Origin of the sequence: Mesorhizobium sp. ESP6-5 (assembly GCF_020164695.1) — a bacterium.
In the GTDB taxonomy this organism is placed as follows: Bacteria; Pseudomonadota; Alphaproteobacteria; order Rhizobiales; family Rhizobiaceae; genus Mesorhizobium; species Mesorhizobium australicum.
The window spans coordinates 162,070-181,077 of sequence record NZ_JAIUGR010000002.1; the positions used below are offsets into that span (position 1 = coordinate 162,070).

Consider the following 19,008-nt stretch of genomic DNA (forward strand, 5'->3'; position numbering starts at 1 on the left):
CATTGCATCAAGGAAAACCGGCCGGTCGCAAATCGACCGGCCGGTTTTTTATTCCGCCGCCAACGGCAGTTGCGGCCGTTCGATGCCTTCGATCTCCCCTGGCTCCGGCGCCTGCTGGTCGGTCTTCGCCTTCTTCGGCTCGCGGCCGAAGAAGAGCGCATAGCCCGCCGGCAGCACCAGGATGGTGAGCACGGTGGCGACCAGAATGCCGCCCATCATGGCATAGGCGAGCGGTCCCCAGAACACGCCGCGCGAGATCGGGATCAGTGCCAGCACCGCCGTCATCGCCGTCAGCACGATCGGCCTGAAGCGGCGCACGGCCGAGCCGACGATCGCTTCGGAACGGTCCATGCCCTTGGCAATGTCCTGGTCGATCTGGTCGACCAGGATGATCGAGTTGCGCATGATGATGCCGAGCAGGGCGATGACACCGAGGATGGCGACGAAGCCGAACGGTGCACCGCTGATCAGCAGAGCCGCGGCCGCGCCGATGATGCCGAGCGGGCCGGTGGCCAGCACCAGCATCGCCTTGCCGAAGTTCTGCAGCTGGATCATCAGGAGCACGACGATGATGGCCAGCATGATCGGCGCCTTGGCGGCGATCGAAGCCTGGCTTTCGGCTGAATCCTCCGCACCGCCCTGGATCTCGATCTTGTAACCGGGCGCCAGGCCGTCACGCAGGCCCTGCATGTCCTTGTACATCTTGGTGACGACGTCGTTGGACTGCACGCCGTCTGGCAATGTGGCGCGCACGCTGATCGTCGGCAGGCGGTCGCGCCGCCATTCGATGCCTTGCTCCAGCACAGGCACCACCTTGGCCACCTGCGACAGCGGCACGAAGCCGCCGAAATCGGTCGGGATATAGACCGAGTCGACCGACGACAGCAGGCTACGGCTGGCATCCGGCTCGCGGGCGACGATCGACACCGTCTCCTCGCCGTCGCGGAAATCGTCAAGCGGCGCGCCGGACATCGTCGCCTGCAGCATCTGGCGGATGCGCTGCGAGGTGACGCCGAGCGCACGGGCACGATCCTGATCGATAACCAGCTTCATCGCCGGAACGGGCTCCAGCCAGTCGTCATGGACGGCGCCGAGCAGGGGATCCTGCCGGAACTTCGCCTTCACCTGGTCGGCGATGCGGCGCACCTCCTGGCGGTCCGGACCCATGACGCGCATCTGCACGGGCCACCCGGTCGGCGGTCCGAGGAACAGGCGGTCGACCTTGGCACGGATCGACGGGAAGTCCTGAGCCAGAACCGTGCGCAGCTTGACGATCAGCCGCTCGCGCGCCGGCTCGTCATTGGCCATGACCAGCATCTGGGCGAAGTTCGGGTTGCGCAGTTGCTGGTCGAGCGGCAGGAAGAAGCGCGGGGCGCCCTCGCCGATATAAGTGGCGATGAAACGCTTGTCCTTGTCGTCCATCACCTTGGCTTCCAGGGCCTTGGCCTGCGCCTCGACCTCCTTGATGCTGGTGCCTTCCGGCAGCCAGAGGTCGACAAGAATTTCGGGCCGTGACGATTGCGGGAAGAAATTCTGCGGGATGAACTGGAACGCCCAAAGGCTAGTGCCGAAAGTCGCCAGCGTCATCACCAAAACGATGATGCGATGGCGCACGGCCCAGCCCACCGTGGCACGCAGCCGACGGTAGAAGCCTGTGTCGAAGGCGTCGTGATGGCTGCCGGCATGCTTGCGCTGCTTGAGGATCATATAGCCGAGCCAGGGCGTGAAATAGACCGCCACGAACCACGACACGATCAGCGCGATGCCCACGACATAGAACAAGGTGCGCACATATTCGCCAGCCGTCGAAGCAGCGAACCCGACCGGTATGAAGCCGGCGGTGGTGATCAGTGTGCCGGTCAACATCGGGAAGGCGGTCGAGGAATAGGCGAAGCTCGCCGCCTCGATCTTGACCAGCCCCTCTTCGAGCTTGCGCTCCATCATCTCGACGACGATCATGGCATCATCGACAAGCAGGCCGAGCGCGATGATCAGCGCGCCCAGCGAAATGCGCTGCAGGTCGATGCCGATCTCGTACATGATGGCGAAGGTGGCGGCGAGCACCAGCGGTATGGCGATGGCGATGACCAGCCCCGAGCGCCAGCCGATCGACAGGAACGAGACGACGAGCACGATCAGCAGCGCTTCGCCAAGCGCATGCATGAATTCGCTGACGGCATCCGTGACGACGCCCGGCTGGTCGGAAATCTGGTCGACCGAAACGCCATAGGGCAGCGCCTCCTCGAAGCGCTTGTAGGTCGCCTCGACATCCTTGCCGACATCGGTGACTTTAAAACCCTTGGCCATGACCACGCCAAGCTGCACGCTGTCGTGGCCATTGAAGCGGTATTTGCGCTGGAAGGGGTCCTCCAGGCCCGAAGTGACGGTGGCGATGTCGCCCAGCCGGGTAACCTGGCCGCCGGCGCGCAGGCGCAGTTCGCGGATGTCGGCCGCCTTGGCGACGTCGCCTTCGACCGAGATGCGCACCGAATTGACGCCGGTGTCGACGGAACCCGCGGGGTCGACGTTGTTCTGGCCCTTGATCGCGTTCTGCAGGTCGGTCAGCGTCAGGCCGCGTTCGGCCAGCGCCTTGGACGAGACATCGATATAGAGCTTTTCCGGCTGGTCGCCGATGATGACGGCCTTTTCGACGCCGGGCGTCGTCAAAAGCATATCGCGCGCCTGGATGGCGAACTTCTTCAATTCGGGAAAGGAGAAGCCGTCGCCGCTGATCGAATGCAGGGTGATAAACGTGTCGCCGAACTCGTCGTTGAAATACGGGCCGAGCAGGCCTTGCGGCAGGTCGCCCTGGATATCGCCGACTTTCTTGCGCACCTGATAGAAAGCATCCGTCACTTCGGCGGCGTTGGTGTCGCCCTTGATCTGGACGGTAATGATGGCGCTGCCGGCGCGGGTGAAGGAACGCACGAAATCGAGATGCGGCGTCTCCTGCAATTTGCGCTCGATCTTGTTGACGACCTGGTCCTCCATCTCCTGGATTGAGGAGCCCGGCCAGATCGCCTGCACGACCATGACGCGGAAGGTGAAGTCGGGATCCTCCTTCTGGCCCATGCGCATCAAGCCGAGCGCGCCGGCTATGATGATCAGCCCGAACAGGAAGCGCGCTATGGAGGGATGGCCGATGGCCCAACGGGACAGGTTGAAGGCACGCTTTTCTTCAGTGGGGGTCGTCATCGGAAGTGGTCCACTTTGCTTGGTTGCCGGCGCTTGGTGCTTCGAAAAAGGGGCTTCGAGGAAGCGCGCGCGGAACGAAATCATCTGCGTTCGATACTGGCTTCCGGGCGGCGTTGCTCTTCAAGCGGAGAGACACTCATCGCGGTGGGACGCGAGGGTCGATGCGGGGGTACATCGGCCTTGACGTCTCGACCTTCGGGCACGCCGCCCGGAAACCTGCGGCCGCGGGAACGCGCGGCCGACCTGTCTGTCGTCAGCGCAACTGGCTGGCTTCGTCGCCCTCGGCCGAGGCGGACTGCTGTGCGGTGCCGCCGGGGAGTTTCACCTTCAGGTTCTCGGTCATGAACTGCGTACCGGCGGCGACCACGACGTCGCCCGGTTTCAATCCCTCCGCGACACGCACGCCGTCGGGGGCGAACTCGGCGACCTTGACCGAACGGGCATGCACGGTGTCGGCGCCACGATCGACCGTCCAGACGATCGACTGGCTGTCTTTCTCGGCGAGTGCACTGAGCGGGATGGACACGAGTTGCTTTTCGTTGGCCGCCGACGCCTCGATATTGGCGGTCATGCCGAGCAGCACGCGCGGGTCGTTGGGCAGGCTGACGCGGACGGCAAAGGTGCGCGACTGCGGATCGGCGCTGCCGGCGACCTCACGGACCTTGCCGTCAAGCTTCAGCCCATCGTCCGACCAGAAGCCCGCCTTGACGTCCTTGCCCGGCTTGAACTCGGCGATCTCCATTTCCGGAACCGCGATCAGCACTTCCTTTTCACCGTCGACCGCGACGGTGACCACGGGCGTGCCCGAGCCGACCACCTGGCCGACATCGGCGTTTACCGCCGTGACGATGCCGTCCCTGTCGGCCTTGAGGTCGGTATAGCCGACCTGGTTCCTGGCCTGGGCAAGCGTAGAGCGGGCGGAGTCGCGCGTGGCGATTGCCTGGTCATAGGTCAGTGTCGCCTGTTCGAGCTGCGATTTCGGCGCGAAGTTCTTGGCGAAAAGCTGTTCGGCGCGCTTACGGGCGAGTTCGACCGTCTCGACCTGCCGTTCAGAGGCATCGAGTGCCGCCTGCGCGCTCTTGACCGACAGGTCATAGTCGGAGGGATCGATGCGGGCGAGCACGTCGCCAGGCGCCACGTGCTGGCCGATGTCGACGAGACGCTCGGTGATCTTGCCATTGACCCGGAAACCCAGCGTGCTCTCGGTGCGGGCGCGCACCGATCCGGAATAGGACAGCGTACGGGTGTCATGCGCCTGGGCGATCTCGACGACCTTCACCGGACGGATGATGTCCTTCACCTCGGCTTTTTCCTGCGAGCAGCCGGCAAGCCCAAGCGATGCGACGATCAGGCCGGCAGCTGGCAGCTTGCGAAGGATGGAACTGGGCAAAAACATTTCGGTACTCCCGACTGGAAGACGGACTGTCGACACCGGCACCGGCTGGCGACGGCTATTTCAAGGCTCTGATGGCGTAATCGATGAGGTCGTCGGGCATTGCCCGATTGGTCTTGGCGAGGCACTGCGCCACCATCTGCGGATGGCACAGGATGACGGTGGCGGCACCGAAGCAGCGCGATGCGGTCACCGGGTCCTGCTTCCTGAACTCGCCGGCCTCGATGCCCTCGCCGATCACCTCGGCGAAAAGATCGTGAATGCTGTCGACATGCTTGTCGATGACGCCCCAGTCCCGCTCGAGCGCGACGATGACCATCTCGTGGACCTTCTGGTCGTCGAGCATGACCTCCATCGTCAGCTTGTATTGTGCATGCACATAACGACGCAGCCGCTCCTCGGCGCTGATCGGCAGGTGCATGATCTCGTAAGCCATCTTGTAGCTGGCGCCGAGCATCCGGCCACATACGGCCTGGTGGATCTCGACCTTGGAGGCAAAGAAACGATAGATGTTGGCCGGTGACATGCCGAGTTCGCGGGCGATGTCGGCGACATTGGTCTTGCCGTAGCCATAGTGCCGGAACAGGCGCTCGGCGCAATCGAGTATGCGCGTTACATTTTCCTGTCGGGCGACGTCGGCGACGATGTTGGCGGCTTCGGACATAGCTCTCTGTCAAATAACGAGTGACGAATTTCGATTTTCATCACTCGTAAATCTAAATGAGCGAGGTGTCAACGCGGATTCGGTGTACGCGTACGATAGGTGACAATTGGTGACATCCAGTAGACGTCACAAGGCGCCCTCAGGATGCGGACCATTGAAAATATTCTCTCGAAAATCCCCGGGGGCTTCAGGCGACCTTGGCCATTTCCCGCAGCCGGAACTTCTGGATCTTGCCGGTCGAGGTCTTCGGTATCTCGGCAAAGATCACCGCTTTCGGCACTTTGAAGCGGGCGAGCAGCGTCCGGCAGTGCTCGATGATCTCGGCCTCGCTCGCCTCCTTGCCCGGCTTCAGTTCCACATAGGCGACAGGCACCTCGCCCCATTTGTCGTCATGGCGCGCCACGACGCCGCAGGAGGCGACGGCGGGATGCTTGTAGAGCGCTTCCTCGACCTCGATCGAGGAAATGTTCTCGCCACCGGAGATGATGATGTCCTTGGAGCGGTCCTTGAGCTGGATATAGCCATCCGGGTGCATGACGCCGAGATCGCCAGAGTGGAACCAGCCGCCGCCGAAAGCCTCGTCAGTCGCCCTGCGGTTCTTCAGGTAGCCCTTCATGACGATGTTGCCACGAAACATCACCTCGCCGATGGTCTCGCCGTCGGCGGGCGTCTCGGCCATGGTCTCGGGGTCCATTACCGTCAGGCCTTCGAGTGCGGCATAGCGCACGCCCTGCCGTGCCTTCTTGCCCGCCCTCGCCCCTTTGTCGAGTGCGTCCCAGCCATTATGCCATTCGTTGACGACAGCGGGCCCATAGGTCTCTGTCAGGCCGTAGAGGTGGGTGACGGCAAAGCCGGCATCGGCCATGCCCGACAGCACGGCTTCGGGCGGCGGGGCGGCCGCCGTGTTGAAGGTGACGGTTTGCGCAAATGCGCGCTTGTCCTCGTCCTTGGCGTTGATCAGCACCGACATGACCACCGGCGCCCCGCACAGATGGGTGACGCCATAATCGGCGATAGCGTCATAGATGGGCTTCGGTCGCACCCAGCGCAGGCAGACATGCGTGCCGGCCTGGACGGCGAGCGTCCAGGGAAAACACCAGCCATTGCAGTGGAACATCGGCAAGGTCCAGAGATAGACCGCGTGCTTGGCCATGCCGGCATGGATGGTGTTGGTGTAGGCCATCAGCGCAGCACCTCGGTGATGGTAGACGACGCCCTTGGGATTGCCTGTCGTGCCCGAAGTATAATTGAGCGAGATGGCGTCCCATTCGTCGTCCGGCATCGACCAGGCGAACGCCTCGTCGCCATTGGCGACAAAGGCCTCATAGTCCACCGTGCCGACCCTCTCGCCTTTCGGATAGGGCGCGTCGGTGGCGTATTCGGGATCGTCGTAGTCGATGACCAGCGGTTTGACCACGGCCAGACCGAGCGCTTCCCGCACCACGCCGGAAAACTCGCGATCGACGATCAGCACCTTGGTCTCGGCATGGTCGAGTTGGAAGGCAATGACGGCGGCGTCGAGACGCGTGTTGAGCGAGTGCAGCACCGCCTTGGTCATCGGCACGCCGAAATGCGCTTCCAGCATCGGCGGCGTGTTCGACAGCATGACCGTCACCGTGTCGCCCTTGCCGATGCCATGCTTGTGCAGGGCCGAGGCGAGCTTCAACGAACGGCGCCAGAAATCGCGGTAGCTGATGCGCTGGCTGCCATGGATGACGGCGACATGGTCGGGATAGGTTCTTGCAGCGCGCTCCAGATAGGTGAGCGGCGTCAGCGGCTGGTGATTGGCCGCGTTCCTGTCGAGATCCTGTTCGTAGGGATTGGCCATCCCATTCTCCCCAAAGTCTTTTCGAGCTTTCTAACCTTACGCTCGTCGTCACGCTATCCCCCTGAAGGGCTGAGAATGCTATCCTGCACCGACTTGCTAGAATGGGGATTTCGATTGTGCCGCGCCGGCAGGAGATCTCTTCCCGTCTATTCCAAATTTGACTTTTGTCGAGAGCCGTGACTAATGTCAGCCAAGGAGGCGGCATGGCGATCCGACCGGCAGAACAGCTCATCCACAAGGCGGCCTGGCTTTACTATGCCCATGGGCTTCGCCAGGACGAAGTGGCCAATCAACTCAACATTTCGCGCGCCTCCGTCGCTATGTATCTGCGCAAGGCGCGCGAGACAGGCATCGTCAACATCTCGACCTCGACGCAGCTCTTCACGGACGACGTCATGGCGCGTAGGCTGGAAGACGCCCTGAAGCTCGACGCCGTCTGGATCGCGCCTGAGAACGCCTATCTCGCCGACCCCTCGACCGATATCGCGGTGCTGGCGGCAAGCGTTTTCCTGGAACTCGTCGGGAAAGGCGACCGCATCGGCGTCGCCTGGGGCCGCACCATCTACACCATCGCCGACATCATGTCCTATGCCGACCTGCAGGACGTCACCGTGGTGCAGCTCTGCGGCAATCTCGGCGCACCCTATTCCTACCGGCCCGATCAATGCACTATGGAAATCGCGCGCCGGCTCAATGCCAAGGGCCTCAACTTCTACGCGCCCCTGGTGCTGTCGACCGAGGAACTGGCGCATGGCCTGCGCGCCGAACCTGTGATCCGCGACCAGCTTGCCGGGATCAGCGACTGCGATCTTGCGCTCTACTCCATCGGCGCGGTCGATGCCGACAGCCATCTGGTGAAGTGCGGCGCGCTGACGGCAGCCGAGATGGCGGCGCTGCGCAGGGAAGGTGCCGCGGGTGTCATTGCCGGGCAGATCATCGATGCCCGTGGCGAGTTGCTCGACTGCAGCTACAACCGGCGGGTCATCTCGGCGGGGCTTGCTTCACTGCGCGTCATCGGTAAGCGGCTGATGGTCGTGCAGGAAGACAGCAAGTTCGAGCCGCTGCTCGCCGCGATCGCCGGCGGCCTCTGCACGCATCTGGTGGTCGGCGCGCATATGGCGCAGCGGCTGCTCGATCATGCCGGAACGTCAGCAGAAAAGGCGTCCTGAAAACCAATCCTTTGCCGACGCATTTGTCATCAAGGCGTCGCGGCATTCCTGTTCACCATCAAAGACAGCAACTGGACGAAGCGAACATGAAGAATCTGTGGAACGACGACACGGCCGAACAACTCGTTGCCGACTATGCGAAGAAGGGCGTCGGCCGCGATCTGGCGTTGCGTGTCTACACGACGCGGCTTCTGGGCGGCGTGCCGCAACTGGTCCTGCATGGCGGCGGCAACACCTCCTGCAAGATCAAGGCAACCGATCTCGTCGGCGACGAATGGGACGTGCTGTGCGTCAAGGGCAGCGGCTGGGACATGGCGGTCATCGAGCCGCAGGGCCTGCCGGCGGTCAAGATGGGCGCCCTGCTCAAGGCGCGCAAGCTGGACAGGCTTTCCGACGAGAACATGGTCGCATTGCAGCGGGCCAACCTGATCGACCCCGCCTCGCCCAACCCTTCGGTCGAGACCCTGCTGCATGCCTTCCTGCCGCACAAGTTCGTCGACCACACCCACTCGACCGCCATCCTGGCCATCGTCGACCAGGAAGACAGCAAGCCGCTGGTGGCAAAGGTGTTCGGAGCAAAAATGGGCTATGTGCCCTACATCATGCCGGGCTTCGATCTCGCCAAGGCGGCGGCCGATGTCTTCGACGCCGACCCGACGGTGGAAGGCCTGATCCTCGACAAGCACGGCATCTTCACTTTCGGCGACGATGCCAGGCAGGCCTATGACCGGATGATCCACTATGTGAACGTCGCCGAGGATTATGTGGCCGAGCATGCCAAACCGAAGACTGCGAAGATAGCGCTGCCGGCAAGGCTAGCGTCACCGGCGGCGATCGCCCCCATGCTGCGCGGCGCTGTAGCGGCGCCACGCGGCGAAGGCCGCTTCGACCGCATGATCTCTGACTTCCGCACCTCGGACGCGATTGTCGATTTCATCAATTCTGCAGAGATCGCCGACTATGCAGGACGCGGCGTGTCGACGCCGGATCTGTCGATCCGCATCAAGACCGGGCCGCTGGCCGTGCCGGCGCCCGATGCCGACAAGATCGGCGACTACAAGGCCGTAATCCAGAACCATGTCGACGCTTTCGCCAAGGATTACCGCGCCTATTTCGAGACCAATGACGCGCTCGACGACGTCAAGCGCACCATGCTCGATCCGATGCCCCGGCTGACGCTGGTGCCGGGGCTCGGCATGTTCGGCCATGGCCGCACGCTGAAGGATGCCAGGATCGCCTCGGACGTTGGCGAGATGTGGATCGAGGCCGTGCGCGGCGCCGAGGCCGTCGGGCGTTTCCACCCGCTATCCAAGGCCGACCTGTTCCCGCTCGAATACTGGTCGCTGGAACAGGCCAAGCTCGCCTCCAACAAGCCGAAGCCGCTGACCGGCCAGGTGGTGCTGATCACCGGCGGCGCCGGTGCGATTGGTGCGGCGACCGCAAAACTGTTCGCCGACAATGGCGCTCATGCCGTCGTCGTCGATCTCGACGCCGAAAAGGCCGCCGATGCCGCCAGGAAAGCCGGCAACAATTCGATTGGCGTCGGCGCCGACATCACCGACCCGGACCAGATGCGTGCCGCCTTCGACAAGGCGGTCGCCGTCTTCGGCGGCGTCGACATATTGGTGTCCAATGCGGGCGCTGCCTGGGAAGGCCGCATCGGCGAGCTCGACGATACGCTGCTGCGCAAGAGCTTCGAGCTCAATTTCTTCGCCCACCAGTCGGCAGCGCAGAACGCCGTGCGGATCATGCTGGAACAGGGCACCGGAGGGGCGCTGTTGTTCAACACCTCCAAGCAGGCGGTCAACCCGGGTCCGAAGTTCGGCGCCTATGGCGTGCCGAAAGCGGCGACGCTGTTCCTGTCAAGGCAATACGCGCTCGACTACGGCGCCCATGGCATCCGCTCCAACGCCGTCAACGCCGACCGGATCCGCTCCGGCCTTTTGACCGACGCCATGATCGCCAGCCGCTCGGGCGCGCGCGGCGTGTCGGAGAAGGAATACATGTCCGGCAATCTGCTCGGCCAGGAAGTGACCGCGCAGGACGTGGCGCAGGCCTTCCTGCACCATGCCCTGGCCGACCGGACGACCGCCGATGTGACGACGGTCGACGGCGGCAATATCGCGGCGGCGCTGCGATAAGGCAATCTCTGCTATCCTTTTAGCGCCAGGCAGAATCGAGACGAAGACTAGTAAACATTGTTAGTCCTTGTGAGGTGCGCTATATATAGTCGGTATGAAAGCTGAACCTATGCGCACCCTGACCATATCGCTTACGCCGCAGCAGGTCGCCCGCCTGCAGAGCGCCGTCGAGGGCGGAGGATACGCCTCGAACAGTGAAATCGTCCGCGAAGCCTTGCGCCTTTGGGAGCAGCGCGAGCAATTGCGTGCCCTGGAACTGGATCAGTTGAAACGGGCCTACGCCGACGGCATGGCCAGCGGCAACCCAGTCGAAGTCGAACCCGTCGAGTTCATTCGGGGCCTGAATGCAGAACGCCGCGCCGGTGGCTAAATACAGGCTTACTCCGCGCGCGCCTCGCAGGATTTGCGCGACATCTGGCACACCATCGCAATCGAAAATGAAAAGGCAGCCGATAAGCTGCTGATGCGCATTTTCGACAAGATGGAACTGGCGGCAGGGCATCCCAAGATGGGTTCGGCCCGGCCGGAATTGAGCGCGACGGCCCGCGTGCTCATCGAAGGCCGCTATATCGTCATCTATGAACCACAGCCGGACGGTGTACTGGTCGTAGCGATCGTTCATGGAATGCGCGATCCGGAACACTGGTTGTAACCGGAAGGCTGAACATCGATACGAAAGGGCGGTTCATAGCCGCCCTTTCGCTTTCCTATTGGTGCCGCGCTACTTCGCGTTCGGGTTCGGCATCCATGTCGGCATGGCGACATCGGCATGGGCGAACTGCGGCAGCTTGGCCGACAAGTCTTCCATGTTCTTGATGTCCTTGTCGATCAGCTCCTTCTGGGTGATCAGCGTCGGCGGCACGATGACGTTGTGGCCGGGATCTTCGCCGGCGAGCAGTTGCGCCAGGGCGCGCACCGAGACCTGGCCGACGACTGCCGGGTTGGTCGCCGCCGTAGCCGCCCAGGCACTGTCGGGCTCGCGCATCGCCGCGATGTCGGATGTCGAAATGTCGGCCGAATAGATCTTGATCTTCTTGTTCAGGCCGGCTTCGTCGACGGCGATCTTCACGCCCTTGGCGAACTCGTCATAGGGCGCGAACATCACGTTGATGTCGGGGTGCGCCGACAGCACCGAGCGCGCCTGGTTGGCGACGGAGTTGGCGATGGGATTGTCGAGCGTGCCGAACATGGCGGCTTCCTTTATGCCGGCATATTTTTTCTTGACGTCGACCCAGGTCTCGTTGCGGCGGTCGAGCGGAGCGATGCCGGCGACATAGACATAGCCGGCGTTCCAGCTTTCGCCATTGTCCTTGACTGCCTGTTCGAGCGCCAGCCGTGCCAGGTCTTTGTCCGACTGTTCGATTTGCGGGATCTTGGGGTTTTCGACATTGACGTCGAATGCCACCACCTTGATGCCGGCGTCGACGGCGCGCTGGGCGGCGTCCTTCATCGATTCCGTCAGGCCGTGCTGGATGATGATGCCCTGCACGCCGAGCGCGATGGCCTGGTCGACCATGTCGGATTGAAGGGCGGCGTCCTGGCGGCTGTCGAGCACGCGCAGGTCGATACCGAGCGCCTTCGACTGCGCCTCGACGCCCGACAGATACGCCTGGAAGAAGTCGCCGGTCGAGAGATAGCGAACCAGTGCGATCTTGACGCCGGGTTTGTCGAACGGCGCCGGCTTGTCGGCGGCAAATGCCCCCTGCATCAGCATGGTTGCGCCGGCGAGCCCGAGCGCCACTTTCCCCAGAAGTCTTCTAGTGATGTTCACCTTGTTTTCCTCCACTTTTGTTGAACCCAAATCCTATCCGGCCGAATGCTAGTTCCTGCCCCTGCCCGAAAGGGCAAAGGTGAAGACAAGGGCGACGACCAGAACCACGCCCTTGACGAAATCCTGCGTGTAGTAAGGCGCGTTCATCATTGTCAGGCCTTGCAGCAAGATGCCGACGAACAGCGCGCCGATGGCGGTGCCAAAGGCGTTCGGCTTGGCGGCGCCGAGCACCGCGTAGCCGATCAGCGCCGCGGCAACCGCATCGAGCAGCAGATTATTACCCGAGGCGATGTCGCCGCGTCCAAGCCGGGCCGCGAGCAAAATGCCGCCGATCGAGGCAAAAACGCCTGAAATAACGTAGGCCCAGATCTTGTATGCCTTGACAGGCGCGCCAGCGAGTTCGGCGGCGCGCTCATTGCTGCCGACCGCATACATCATGCGGCCGAAGCGGGTGTATTCGAGGAAGAACCAGATCAGCACGGCCAGCGCCAGAAGCACGACGACCGAGACCGGGATGAGGTTTGGGATGAAGAAGTCGAAGCGGTGGCGGCCGAGCGCCAGGAAGGCATCGGAGAACTTGCCGCTGGCGACCGAGCCATCGGGCATGGTCATGCCGGTGGCGATCGAGCGGCCTTCCGTGGGGATGCGCTGCAGGCCGACCAGCAGGAACATCATCCCGAGCGTCGCCAGCAGATCGGGTACACGCATGTAGACGATCAGCCAGCCATTGATCAGGCCGACAATGGCGCCAATCAACAGGCAGACGATGACCGCCACGAACGCGTTTTGCTCCAGCACCACCATCACATAGGCCGCAGCCATCATGGCAGAGGTTGCGACCGAACCGATCGACAGGTCGAAGCCGCCGACGACAAGCGTGGCGGTAACACCGAGCGCCAGCACACCGGTGATGGCGACAGACTGGAAGATGAAGACGGCACTTTGCGGCGAAACGAACCCGTCGGCGGCGATCGCGAAATAGGCGACCAATCCGAACAGCAGCACGATGAATCCATAGCGGATGGCATAGTCGCGCAGCGTCATTCGGCGCATCCCGGCGCCGCTGCCGTTTTTACCCAACTCGAAACCATGGTCTCTCCATTTCCAATTCCTTCGGCCGCCACGCTCAGGCAGCGCTGTGCAGCGGTCCACCGGCAACCTCGGCCAGCAGGCGGTCGAGGTCGACATCGGCATTGCGGTGTTCGCCGACGATCGTGTGCTCCGACATCACCAGGATGCGATCGGCCGTCTCCAGCGCTTCATCGAGTTCGGTGACGAACAGAAGCGTGGCGCGGCCATTGGCGCTTGCCCTCAGCTTGGCGGCGATGTCGCGCCGGGCGGAAATATCGACGCCCTGGAACGGCTCGTCGAGGATGAACAGCGCGGCATTCTGCGCCATCCAGCGGGCGACCATCACCTTCTGCTGGTTGCCGCCCGACAGCGCCGACATCTCGTCCTTCTCGGAGCGGCAGACGATGCCCAGTTGCTCGATCTGCCTGCGCGCGGTGGCGCGTTCGAGGCGGCGCCTGAGCACGCCCAGACTGGACATGCGCTTCAGAAACGGCAGGCTGACATTGCGCTCGATGTTGAAGCCGTCGACGATGCCGCTGGTCGCACGATCCTTGGCGACGAGGAACACGCCGGCGGCGATCGCGTCGCCCGCCGAGCGCGGCGCGTAAGGTTTGCCGTTCATCGTCATGGTGCCGTCGAGCGGCCGGCGCACACCGAACAGCGTCTCGGCAAGCGCGGTCTTGCCGACGCCGACGAGGCCGGTGATGGCGACGACCTCGCCATCGCCGAGTGTCAGCGACATCGGCTTGGCGCCCTGCGCGATGCGCAGGCCTTCGACGCTCAGGACCGCCCTGGCGGAACTCCTGGCCACGATCCGGTCGAGATGGATCTTGCGGCCGAGCATGGCGTTGACCGCACCTTCATAATCGAGCGGCTTGGCATCGAAGGCGCCCGATACGACACCGTCGCGCATCGAGACGATGCGGTCGGCGAGCCGCCTGATGTCCGACATGCGATGCGAGATATAGAGGATCGCCACGCCCTGCTCGCGCAGACGGTCGACCAGCGCGAACAGCCTGTCGGCCTCGGCACTGGAGAGCGACGAGGTCGGCTCATCGAGGATCAGCACTTTCGGCTGGTGCGCCAGCGCCCGGGCAATCGCCACCATCTGGCGGTCGGCCAGCGAAAGATCGCTGACGCGCGCCTTCAAATCGATGGCCAGCCCCATGCGGTCGGCGACCGCCTTGGCCTCACGGCGCACGCGAGCGGGATTGAACAGGGTCGGCACGCCGCGGCCGCTTAGCCGGTCCAGCGTGAGATTGGTGGCGACATCGAGGTCGGCGACCACGCCGTCATTGATGTTCTGGTGCACGGTGACGACGCCGGCGCGGATCGCCTCCGCCGGCGTGTTCGGCGCGAACTCCGCACCGGCGAGGGTCATCGAGCCGCCGCCACGCTCGTAGACGCCGCTGATGATCTTGACGAGGGTGGATTTGCCGGCGCCGTTGGCGCCCATCAGCACGGTCACTTCGCCGGCATGGAGGTCCACCGCGATGCCGCCAAGCACCTCGTTGCGGCCAAAGGATTTCCTCAGTCCCTCTACGCGGAACACGGCATTGCCGACCATGCGTTCCTCCCTGGTCATGACGCTATGGTCAATGTAGGCAATTGTCAACACGATTGACAATTGCCAGACAGCTTCCTAGCTTGGCCCCGCCGCTTGGGCTCCTTATGATCGGAGCACATAGGCGGGAGGGACAAGGATGACTGGGAACTTGCCGTTCGAAGCATTGTCGGTGGAGACGCTCGCAACCCGTCTCGGCACGAACGAAGCGCTGTGCGCGAAGATCGGCAAGGATGCGAGCGCCTGGAAAGTTCGCGAGGTTGGCGACGGCAATCTGAACCTGGTGTTCATCGTCGAAGGCGCCAGTGGCGGCGCCATCGTCAAGCAGGCCCTGCCCTATGTCCGCCTGGTCGGCGACAGCTGGCCGCTGCCGCTAAAACGCTCCTTCTTCGAATACCACGCGCTGACCCGGCAAGAGGCGCGCGCGCCGGGCTCGGTGCCGGCGATCTACTACTTCGACGAGGTCCAGGCGCTGATCATCATGGAATATCTGGCACCGCCCCACATCATTCTCAGGCGCGCCCTGATCGACGGGCGCCGATTGCCGAACATTGCCAGGGATATCGGCCTGTTCATGGCCCGCACGCTGTTTCGCGGTTCCGACCTGTCGATGGTGACCAAGGAGCGCAAGGCGGATTTGGCGCTGTTCGCCGACAATGTCGAGCTTTGCGACATCACCGAGAACCTGGTGTTTTCCGACCCCTATTTCGACGCCAAGATGAACCGCCACACCAGTCCGCAGCTCGATAGGCTGGTGGCGGAACTGCGGGCCGACCGCGACCTCAAGGTGGAGGCGCAGCGGCTGAAGCATATGTTCGCCGCCAATGCCGAGACGCTTTTGCATGGCGACCTGCATTCCGGCTCGATCATGGTCACCGATCAGGAAACGCGGATGATCGATCCGGAGTTCGCCTTCTACGGCCCGATGGCCTTCGACGTCGGCATGCTGCTCGCCAATTTCTGGATGTCCTTCTTCTCGCAGCGCGGGCATGAGCAGAACGGCAGGCGCGACGCCATGCGTGCCTATCTGCTCGGCGTCACGGCCGAGACCTGGGCCGTGTTCCGCGCCGAGTTCTCGCTGTTATGGCGCACCGAGCGCACCGGCATGCTCTATCAAAAAAGCCTGTTCGAGGATCAGGGCGACCGGCTGGGCGCCGAGCAGGCACTCGATAATGTCCTGCATCAGATCTGGGACGATCTGCTCGGCTTTGCCGGCATCGAGGTTCACAGGCGCATCCTTGGCCTCGCCCACAATGCAGACTTCGAGACCATTGCCGATGAAGATCTGCGCGCCAGTTGTGAGGCGAAGGCACTGAAATTCGGCCGCCACATCGCCGTCAACCGGCGCCAGATCCACAGCATCGACGAGGTCAACAATCTGGCCGCGCTGATCGAACAGGAGAACAGCATTTGAACGTCGGTGACCGCCACTTTCGGACCATCTGGCTGAGCGACGACGGCCGCTCGGTGGAGATCATCGACCAGCGCTGGCTGCCGCATGAGTTCCGTATCGAGAAGCTCGTCACGGTCGCCGGCATCGCCACCGCGATCCGCGACATGTGGGTGCGTGGCGCACCGTTGATCGGGGTCACCGCGGCCTATGGCGTCGCCATGCAGATGACGGATGATGCATCCGACGAAGCGCTCGACACTGTGTGGGAGATACTGCACGATACCAGGCCGACGGCGATCAACCTGCGCTGGGCGCTCGACGAGATGCGGCGCTTTCTGCGGCCGTTGCCGCTTGGTGAACGCGCCGCGGCCGCCTACCGGCGTGCCAATGAGATCGCCGACGAGGATGTCGGGCTCAACCGCGCCATCGGCGAGAACGGTCTCGCCATCATCAAGGATATTGCGGCGCGCAAGCAGCCGGGCGAGGCGGTCAATATCCTCACCCACTGCAATGCCGGCTGGCTGGCGACGGTCGACTACGGGACAGCCACTTCACCGATCTACCTCGCTGTCGAAGCCGGCATTCCGGTCCATGTCTATGTCGATGAAACACGCCCACGCAACCAGGGCGCCCAGCTCACCGCCTGGGAGATGGCTGGCCACGGCGTGCCGCATACGCTGATCGTCGACAATGCCGGCGGCCATCTGATGCAGCGCGGCGCAATCGACATGGTCATCGTCGGCACCGACCGCACCACCGCCGACGGTGACGTCTGCAACAAGATCGGCACCTATCTGAAGGCGCTCGCCGCCGCGGACAACGACGTGCCGTTCTACGTTGCGCTGCCTTCGCCGACCATCGACTGGACGGTGGGCGACGGACTTGCCAAAATCCCGATCGAGGAGCGCTCCGGCGACGAGGTTTCGCTGGTGTGGGGCAAGACAGCGAGCGGCGAGATCGCCCAAGTTCGCGTCTCGCCCGAAGCAACGCCTGCGGCAAACCCCGCCTTCGACGTGACGCCGGCGCGGCTGGTCACCGGGCTGATCACCGAGCGCGGCATCGCCAAGGCGTCGCGCGAGGGGCTGAAGGCGATGTTCCCCGAGCGGGGATAGGCGGGCCGCGCTCAGAACTCGGCATTGTCCAGCGCGTTCACGAATTCCAGCGAGCGCCGCAAGGCGCCGCGAATGGTCGTGATGTCGACGGGTGTATTGCGCCGCTGGGGATCACGGCGTCGCGGGCGCTGCAGCCGCAACGGCAGTTCGATGCTGACTGGCAGCGTGGCGGGCAGCACGGCCCAGTAGGATGCATAGTCGACAGAGCCGTCGCCGATGGCGCAGAACGCCCATCCCTCGCCGGTGCTGACGACATCCTTCAGATGCGCATGACCGACAATATCGATGGCATCAGCGATATCTTGCGCCGGCTGCATCGTCTCGCCGCTGTAAGTGAAGATGTTGCCGGCATCGTGGTTCAGGCAGACGTACGGCGATCCGATGTCGCGGACGAAGCTTGCCCCCGATCGCGCGCTGCCGAGCAAATCGCCACTGCCATGTCCGGGGTTTTCGAGCGCCAGAACGATGCCGGCCTCCTCCAGCCTCGGCAGGAGAGCGTCGATCGTCGCGCGGATCGCCGCGCTGTTTCTCGCCGGACCGGTATTGGTGATCAGGAACGACGCGCCAAGACCGGCGGCAAAGCCGATCCGCCGGGACAATGCTTCGATCGCATCGGGCCCCGACAGGTCGAGATGAGCCGACACGGCGTTGATGCCAAGCCCGGCATTTTGCGCCGTCCGGCACAGCTTCAGTGCCTGCGCCTCGGCAAACAGACCCTCGTCGAAATCGACATAGCCGCTGATAAAGGCCGGCTCGACGTGGGCGGCACCCACAGCGGCAATCTCCTCGACGGCCAATTCCATGGAATAGCCGTCGAAGAGAGCGGTCGATACCGACATGATCCGCGAAGGCAGGGCTCAGGCTCCCTTGCCGTAGACGATCAATTCCGAGGCTTCCTTCACCTTGGCCGGCGACAGTGCCTCGCGCCAGTCGTCACGGACCACGACGCCCTTGGCGAAGCGCATCAGGCGCAGTGCGGCGTCGGACGGTACTTTCGGCGAGAAACCGAACCACATGGCGATCTCGACATTCAGATGACCGATCAGGAAGTCGAGCGCGGCTTGCCTTGGAATGCCATATTTGCGCTCGCACTCCTCGACGGCCTCGACCATCGTGTCGACGAAGGGCATGGCGACCATTTCGGACAGGCCGGGCTCCAGGATCGCCAGCTGTTCGACCGTCACCCGGTGGCTGTCGATGATCGGCGACCACATCGCCTTGCAGACCTCCTCGCCAAGCGCGTAGTCCTCTTCAGGTCCCTGCATCAGGGCGCAGACGATCGACTGCCTGGCGATGCCGCCATGATAGTCGCGACGCGCGGCCCACTCCGTCTCGTCACCGAACAGCGGCGGGTGGCAGGGATGACCGACGAAATAGGTGAGATCCGGTCGATCGCCGGGCAGGTCGCCGGCATAGGGTGCGGCCGCATCCAGAACGAGGATCATGGTGCCCTTGGCAAGCATCGGCGAGATTTGCCGCGTCACCTGGCCGATGATGTTGTCCGGCAGAGCCATCACCACGACCTTGGCGCCGGGAATGCCTTCCTCCATGGCGACGGCGGCGATATCGGCTTCTCCCAACCGCTTGCGGCCGGCCTCGCCGATCTCCACGGCGCGGACATCGTAACCTGCTTCGATCAGCTTGCGTGTCACGCGGAAGCCCATCTTCCCTCCGGCTCCAAGCACCGCCACGGATGTCGTCATTTGC

Annotated in this window: 15 protein-coding genes; 6 read left to right on the plus strand and 9 right to left on the minus strand. The window is 63.4% G+C overall.

The features are described 5' to 3' along the window. Positions 1-48: 48 nt before the first annotated feature. From LB524_RS03220 to LB524_RS03235, 4 genes are all read right to left on the minus strand, one after another. Entirely contained in the window at positions 49-3,195 is a 3,147-nt protein-coding gene (locus tag LB524_RS03220) for an efflux RND transporter permease subunit (protein ID WP_224523631.1), read from the minus strand. Positions 3,196-3,448: 253 nt separating this feature from the next. After that, entirely contained in the window at positions 3,449-4,591 is a 1,143-nt protein-coding gene (locus tag LB524_RS03225) for an efflux RND transporter periplasmic adaptor subunit (RefSeq protein ID WP_140617379.1), read from the minus strand. A 55-nt stretch (positions 4,592-4,646) separates the two neighbouring features. After that, positions 4,647-5,252, minus strand: coding sequence for a TetR family transcriptional regulator (locus LB524_RS03230; RefSeq protein ID WP_015318925.1), 606 nt, complete (start codon positions 5,250-5,252; stop codon positions 4,647-4,649). 187 nt (positions 5,253-5,439) lie between these two features. Continuing rightward, a complete protein-coding gene (locus LB524_RS03235) occupies positions 5,440-7,080 on the minus strand; it encodes an acyl-CoA synthetase (RefSeq protein ID WP_015318926.1) in 1,641 nt (546 codons plus the stop codon). A gap of 203 nt (positions 7,081-7,283) precedes the next feature. On the opposite strand from LB524_RS03235, the gene LB524_RS03240 reads away from it, so the two are divergent. The 4 genes from LB524_RS03240 to LB524_RS03255 all read left to right on the plus strand — a co-directional run bounded on the left by LB524_RS03240 (position 7,284) and on the right by LB524_RS03255 (position 11,042). Then, on the plus strand, positions 7,284-8,249 hold the full coding sequence (locus LB524_RS03240) for a sugar-binding transcriptional regulator (RefSeq protein ID WP_015318927.1): 966 nt from the start codon (positions 7,284-7,286) through the stop codon (positions 8,247-8,249). Positions 8,250-8,335: 86 nt separating this feature from the next. Then, complete coding sequence (locus LB524_RS03245) at positions 8,336-10,390, plus strand: bifunctional aldolase/short-chain dehydrogenase (RefSeq protein WP_015318928.1); 2,055 nt, start codon at positions 8,336-8,338, stop codon at positions 10,388-10,390. A gap of 109 nt (positions 10,391-10,499) precedes the next feature. Beyond that, complete coding sequence (locus LB524_RS03250) at positions 10,500-10,760, plus strand: type II toxin-antitoxin system ParD family antitoxin (protein WP_181171256.1); 261 nt, start codon at positions 10,500-10,502, stop codon at positions 10,758-10,760. A 33-nt stretch (positions 10,761-10,793) separates the two neighbouring features. Then, positions 10,794-11,042 (plus strand): type II toxin-antitoxin system RelE/ParE family toxin, encoded by a 249-nt coding sequence (locus LB524_RS03255; protein WP_041163513.1) that lies wholly within the window; start codon positions 10,794-10,796, stop codon positions 11,040-11,042. Positions 11,043-11,111: 69 nt separating this feature from the next. Here the strand turns inward: LB524_RS03255 and LB524_RS03260 are convergent, their stop codons facing one another. The 3 genes from LB524_RS03260 to LB524_RS03270 all read right to left on the minus strand — a co-directional run bounded on the left by LB524_RS03260 (position 11,112) and on the right by LB524_RS03270 (position 14,799). After that, on the minus strand, positions 11,112-12,161 hold the full coding sequence (locus LB524_RS03260; RefSeq protein ID WP_015318930.1) for a substrate-binding domain-containing protein: 1,050 nt from the start codon (positions 12,159-12,161) through the stop codon (positions 11,112-11,114). 48 nt (positions 12,162-12,209) lie between these two features. Then, the gene (locus LB524_RS03265) at positions 12,210-13,205 is read right to left on the minus strand and encodes an ABC transporter permease (protein ID WP_140715142.1); all 996 of its coding nucleotides are present in this window, start codon (positions 13,203-13,205) and stop codon (positions 12,210-12,212) included. 82 nt (positions 13,206-13,287) lie between these two features. Continuing rightward, on the minus strand, positions 13,288-14,799 hold the full coding sequence (locus LB524_RS03270; protein ID WP_224524016.1) for a sugar ABC transporter ATP-binding protein: 1,512 nt from the start codon (positions 14,797-14,799) through the stop codon (positions 13,288-13,290). Positions 14,800-14,935: 136 nt separating this feature from the next. Between LB524_RS03270 and mtnK the strand changes: the two genes are divergently transcribed. Continuing rightward, a complete protein-coding gene (mtnK, locus tag LB524_RS03275; RefSeq protein WP_140617386.1) occupies positions 14,936-16,210 on the plus strand; it encodes an S-methyl-5-thioribose kinase in 1,275 nt (424 codons plus the stop codon). After that, positions 16,207-17,301, plus strand: a complete 1,095-nt coding sequence (gene mtnA / locus LB524_RS03280) for an S-methyl-5-thioribose-1-phosphate isomerase (protein ID WP_224523633.1) — start codon at positions 16,207-16,209, stop codon at positions 17,299-17,301. The genes mtnK and mtnA overlap by 4 nt, the downstream gene beginning before the upstream one ends. Positions 17,302-17,312: 11 nt before the next feature. On the opposite strand, the gene LB524_RS03285 is transcribed toward mtnA, so the two are convergent. Together LB524_RS03285 and LB524_RS03290 are read right to left on the minus strand one after the other, a co-directional pair. Then, entirely contained in the window at positions 17,313-18,140 is an 828-nt protein-coding gene (locus tag LB524_RS03285) for a sugar phosphate isomerase/epimerase family protein (protein ID WP_224523635.1), read from the minus strand. An 18-nt stretch (positions 18,141-18,158) separates the two neighbouring features. Continuing rightward, positions 18,159-19,004, minus strand: coding sequence for a phosphogluconate dehydrogenase C-terminal domain-containing protein (locus LB524_RS03290; protein WP_015318936.1), 846 nt, complete (start codon positions 19,002-19,004; stop codon positions 18,159-18,161). Positions 19,005-19,008: the final 4 nt, after the last annotated feature.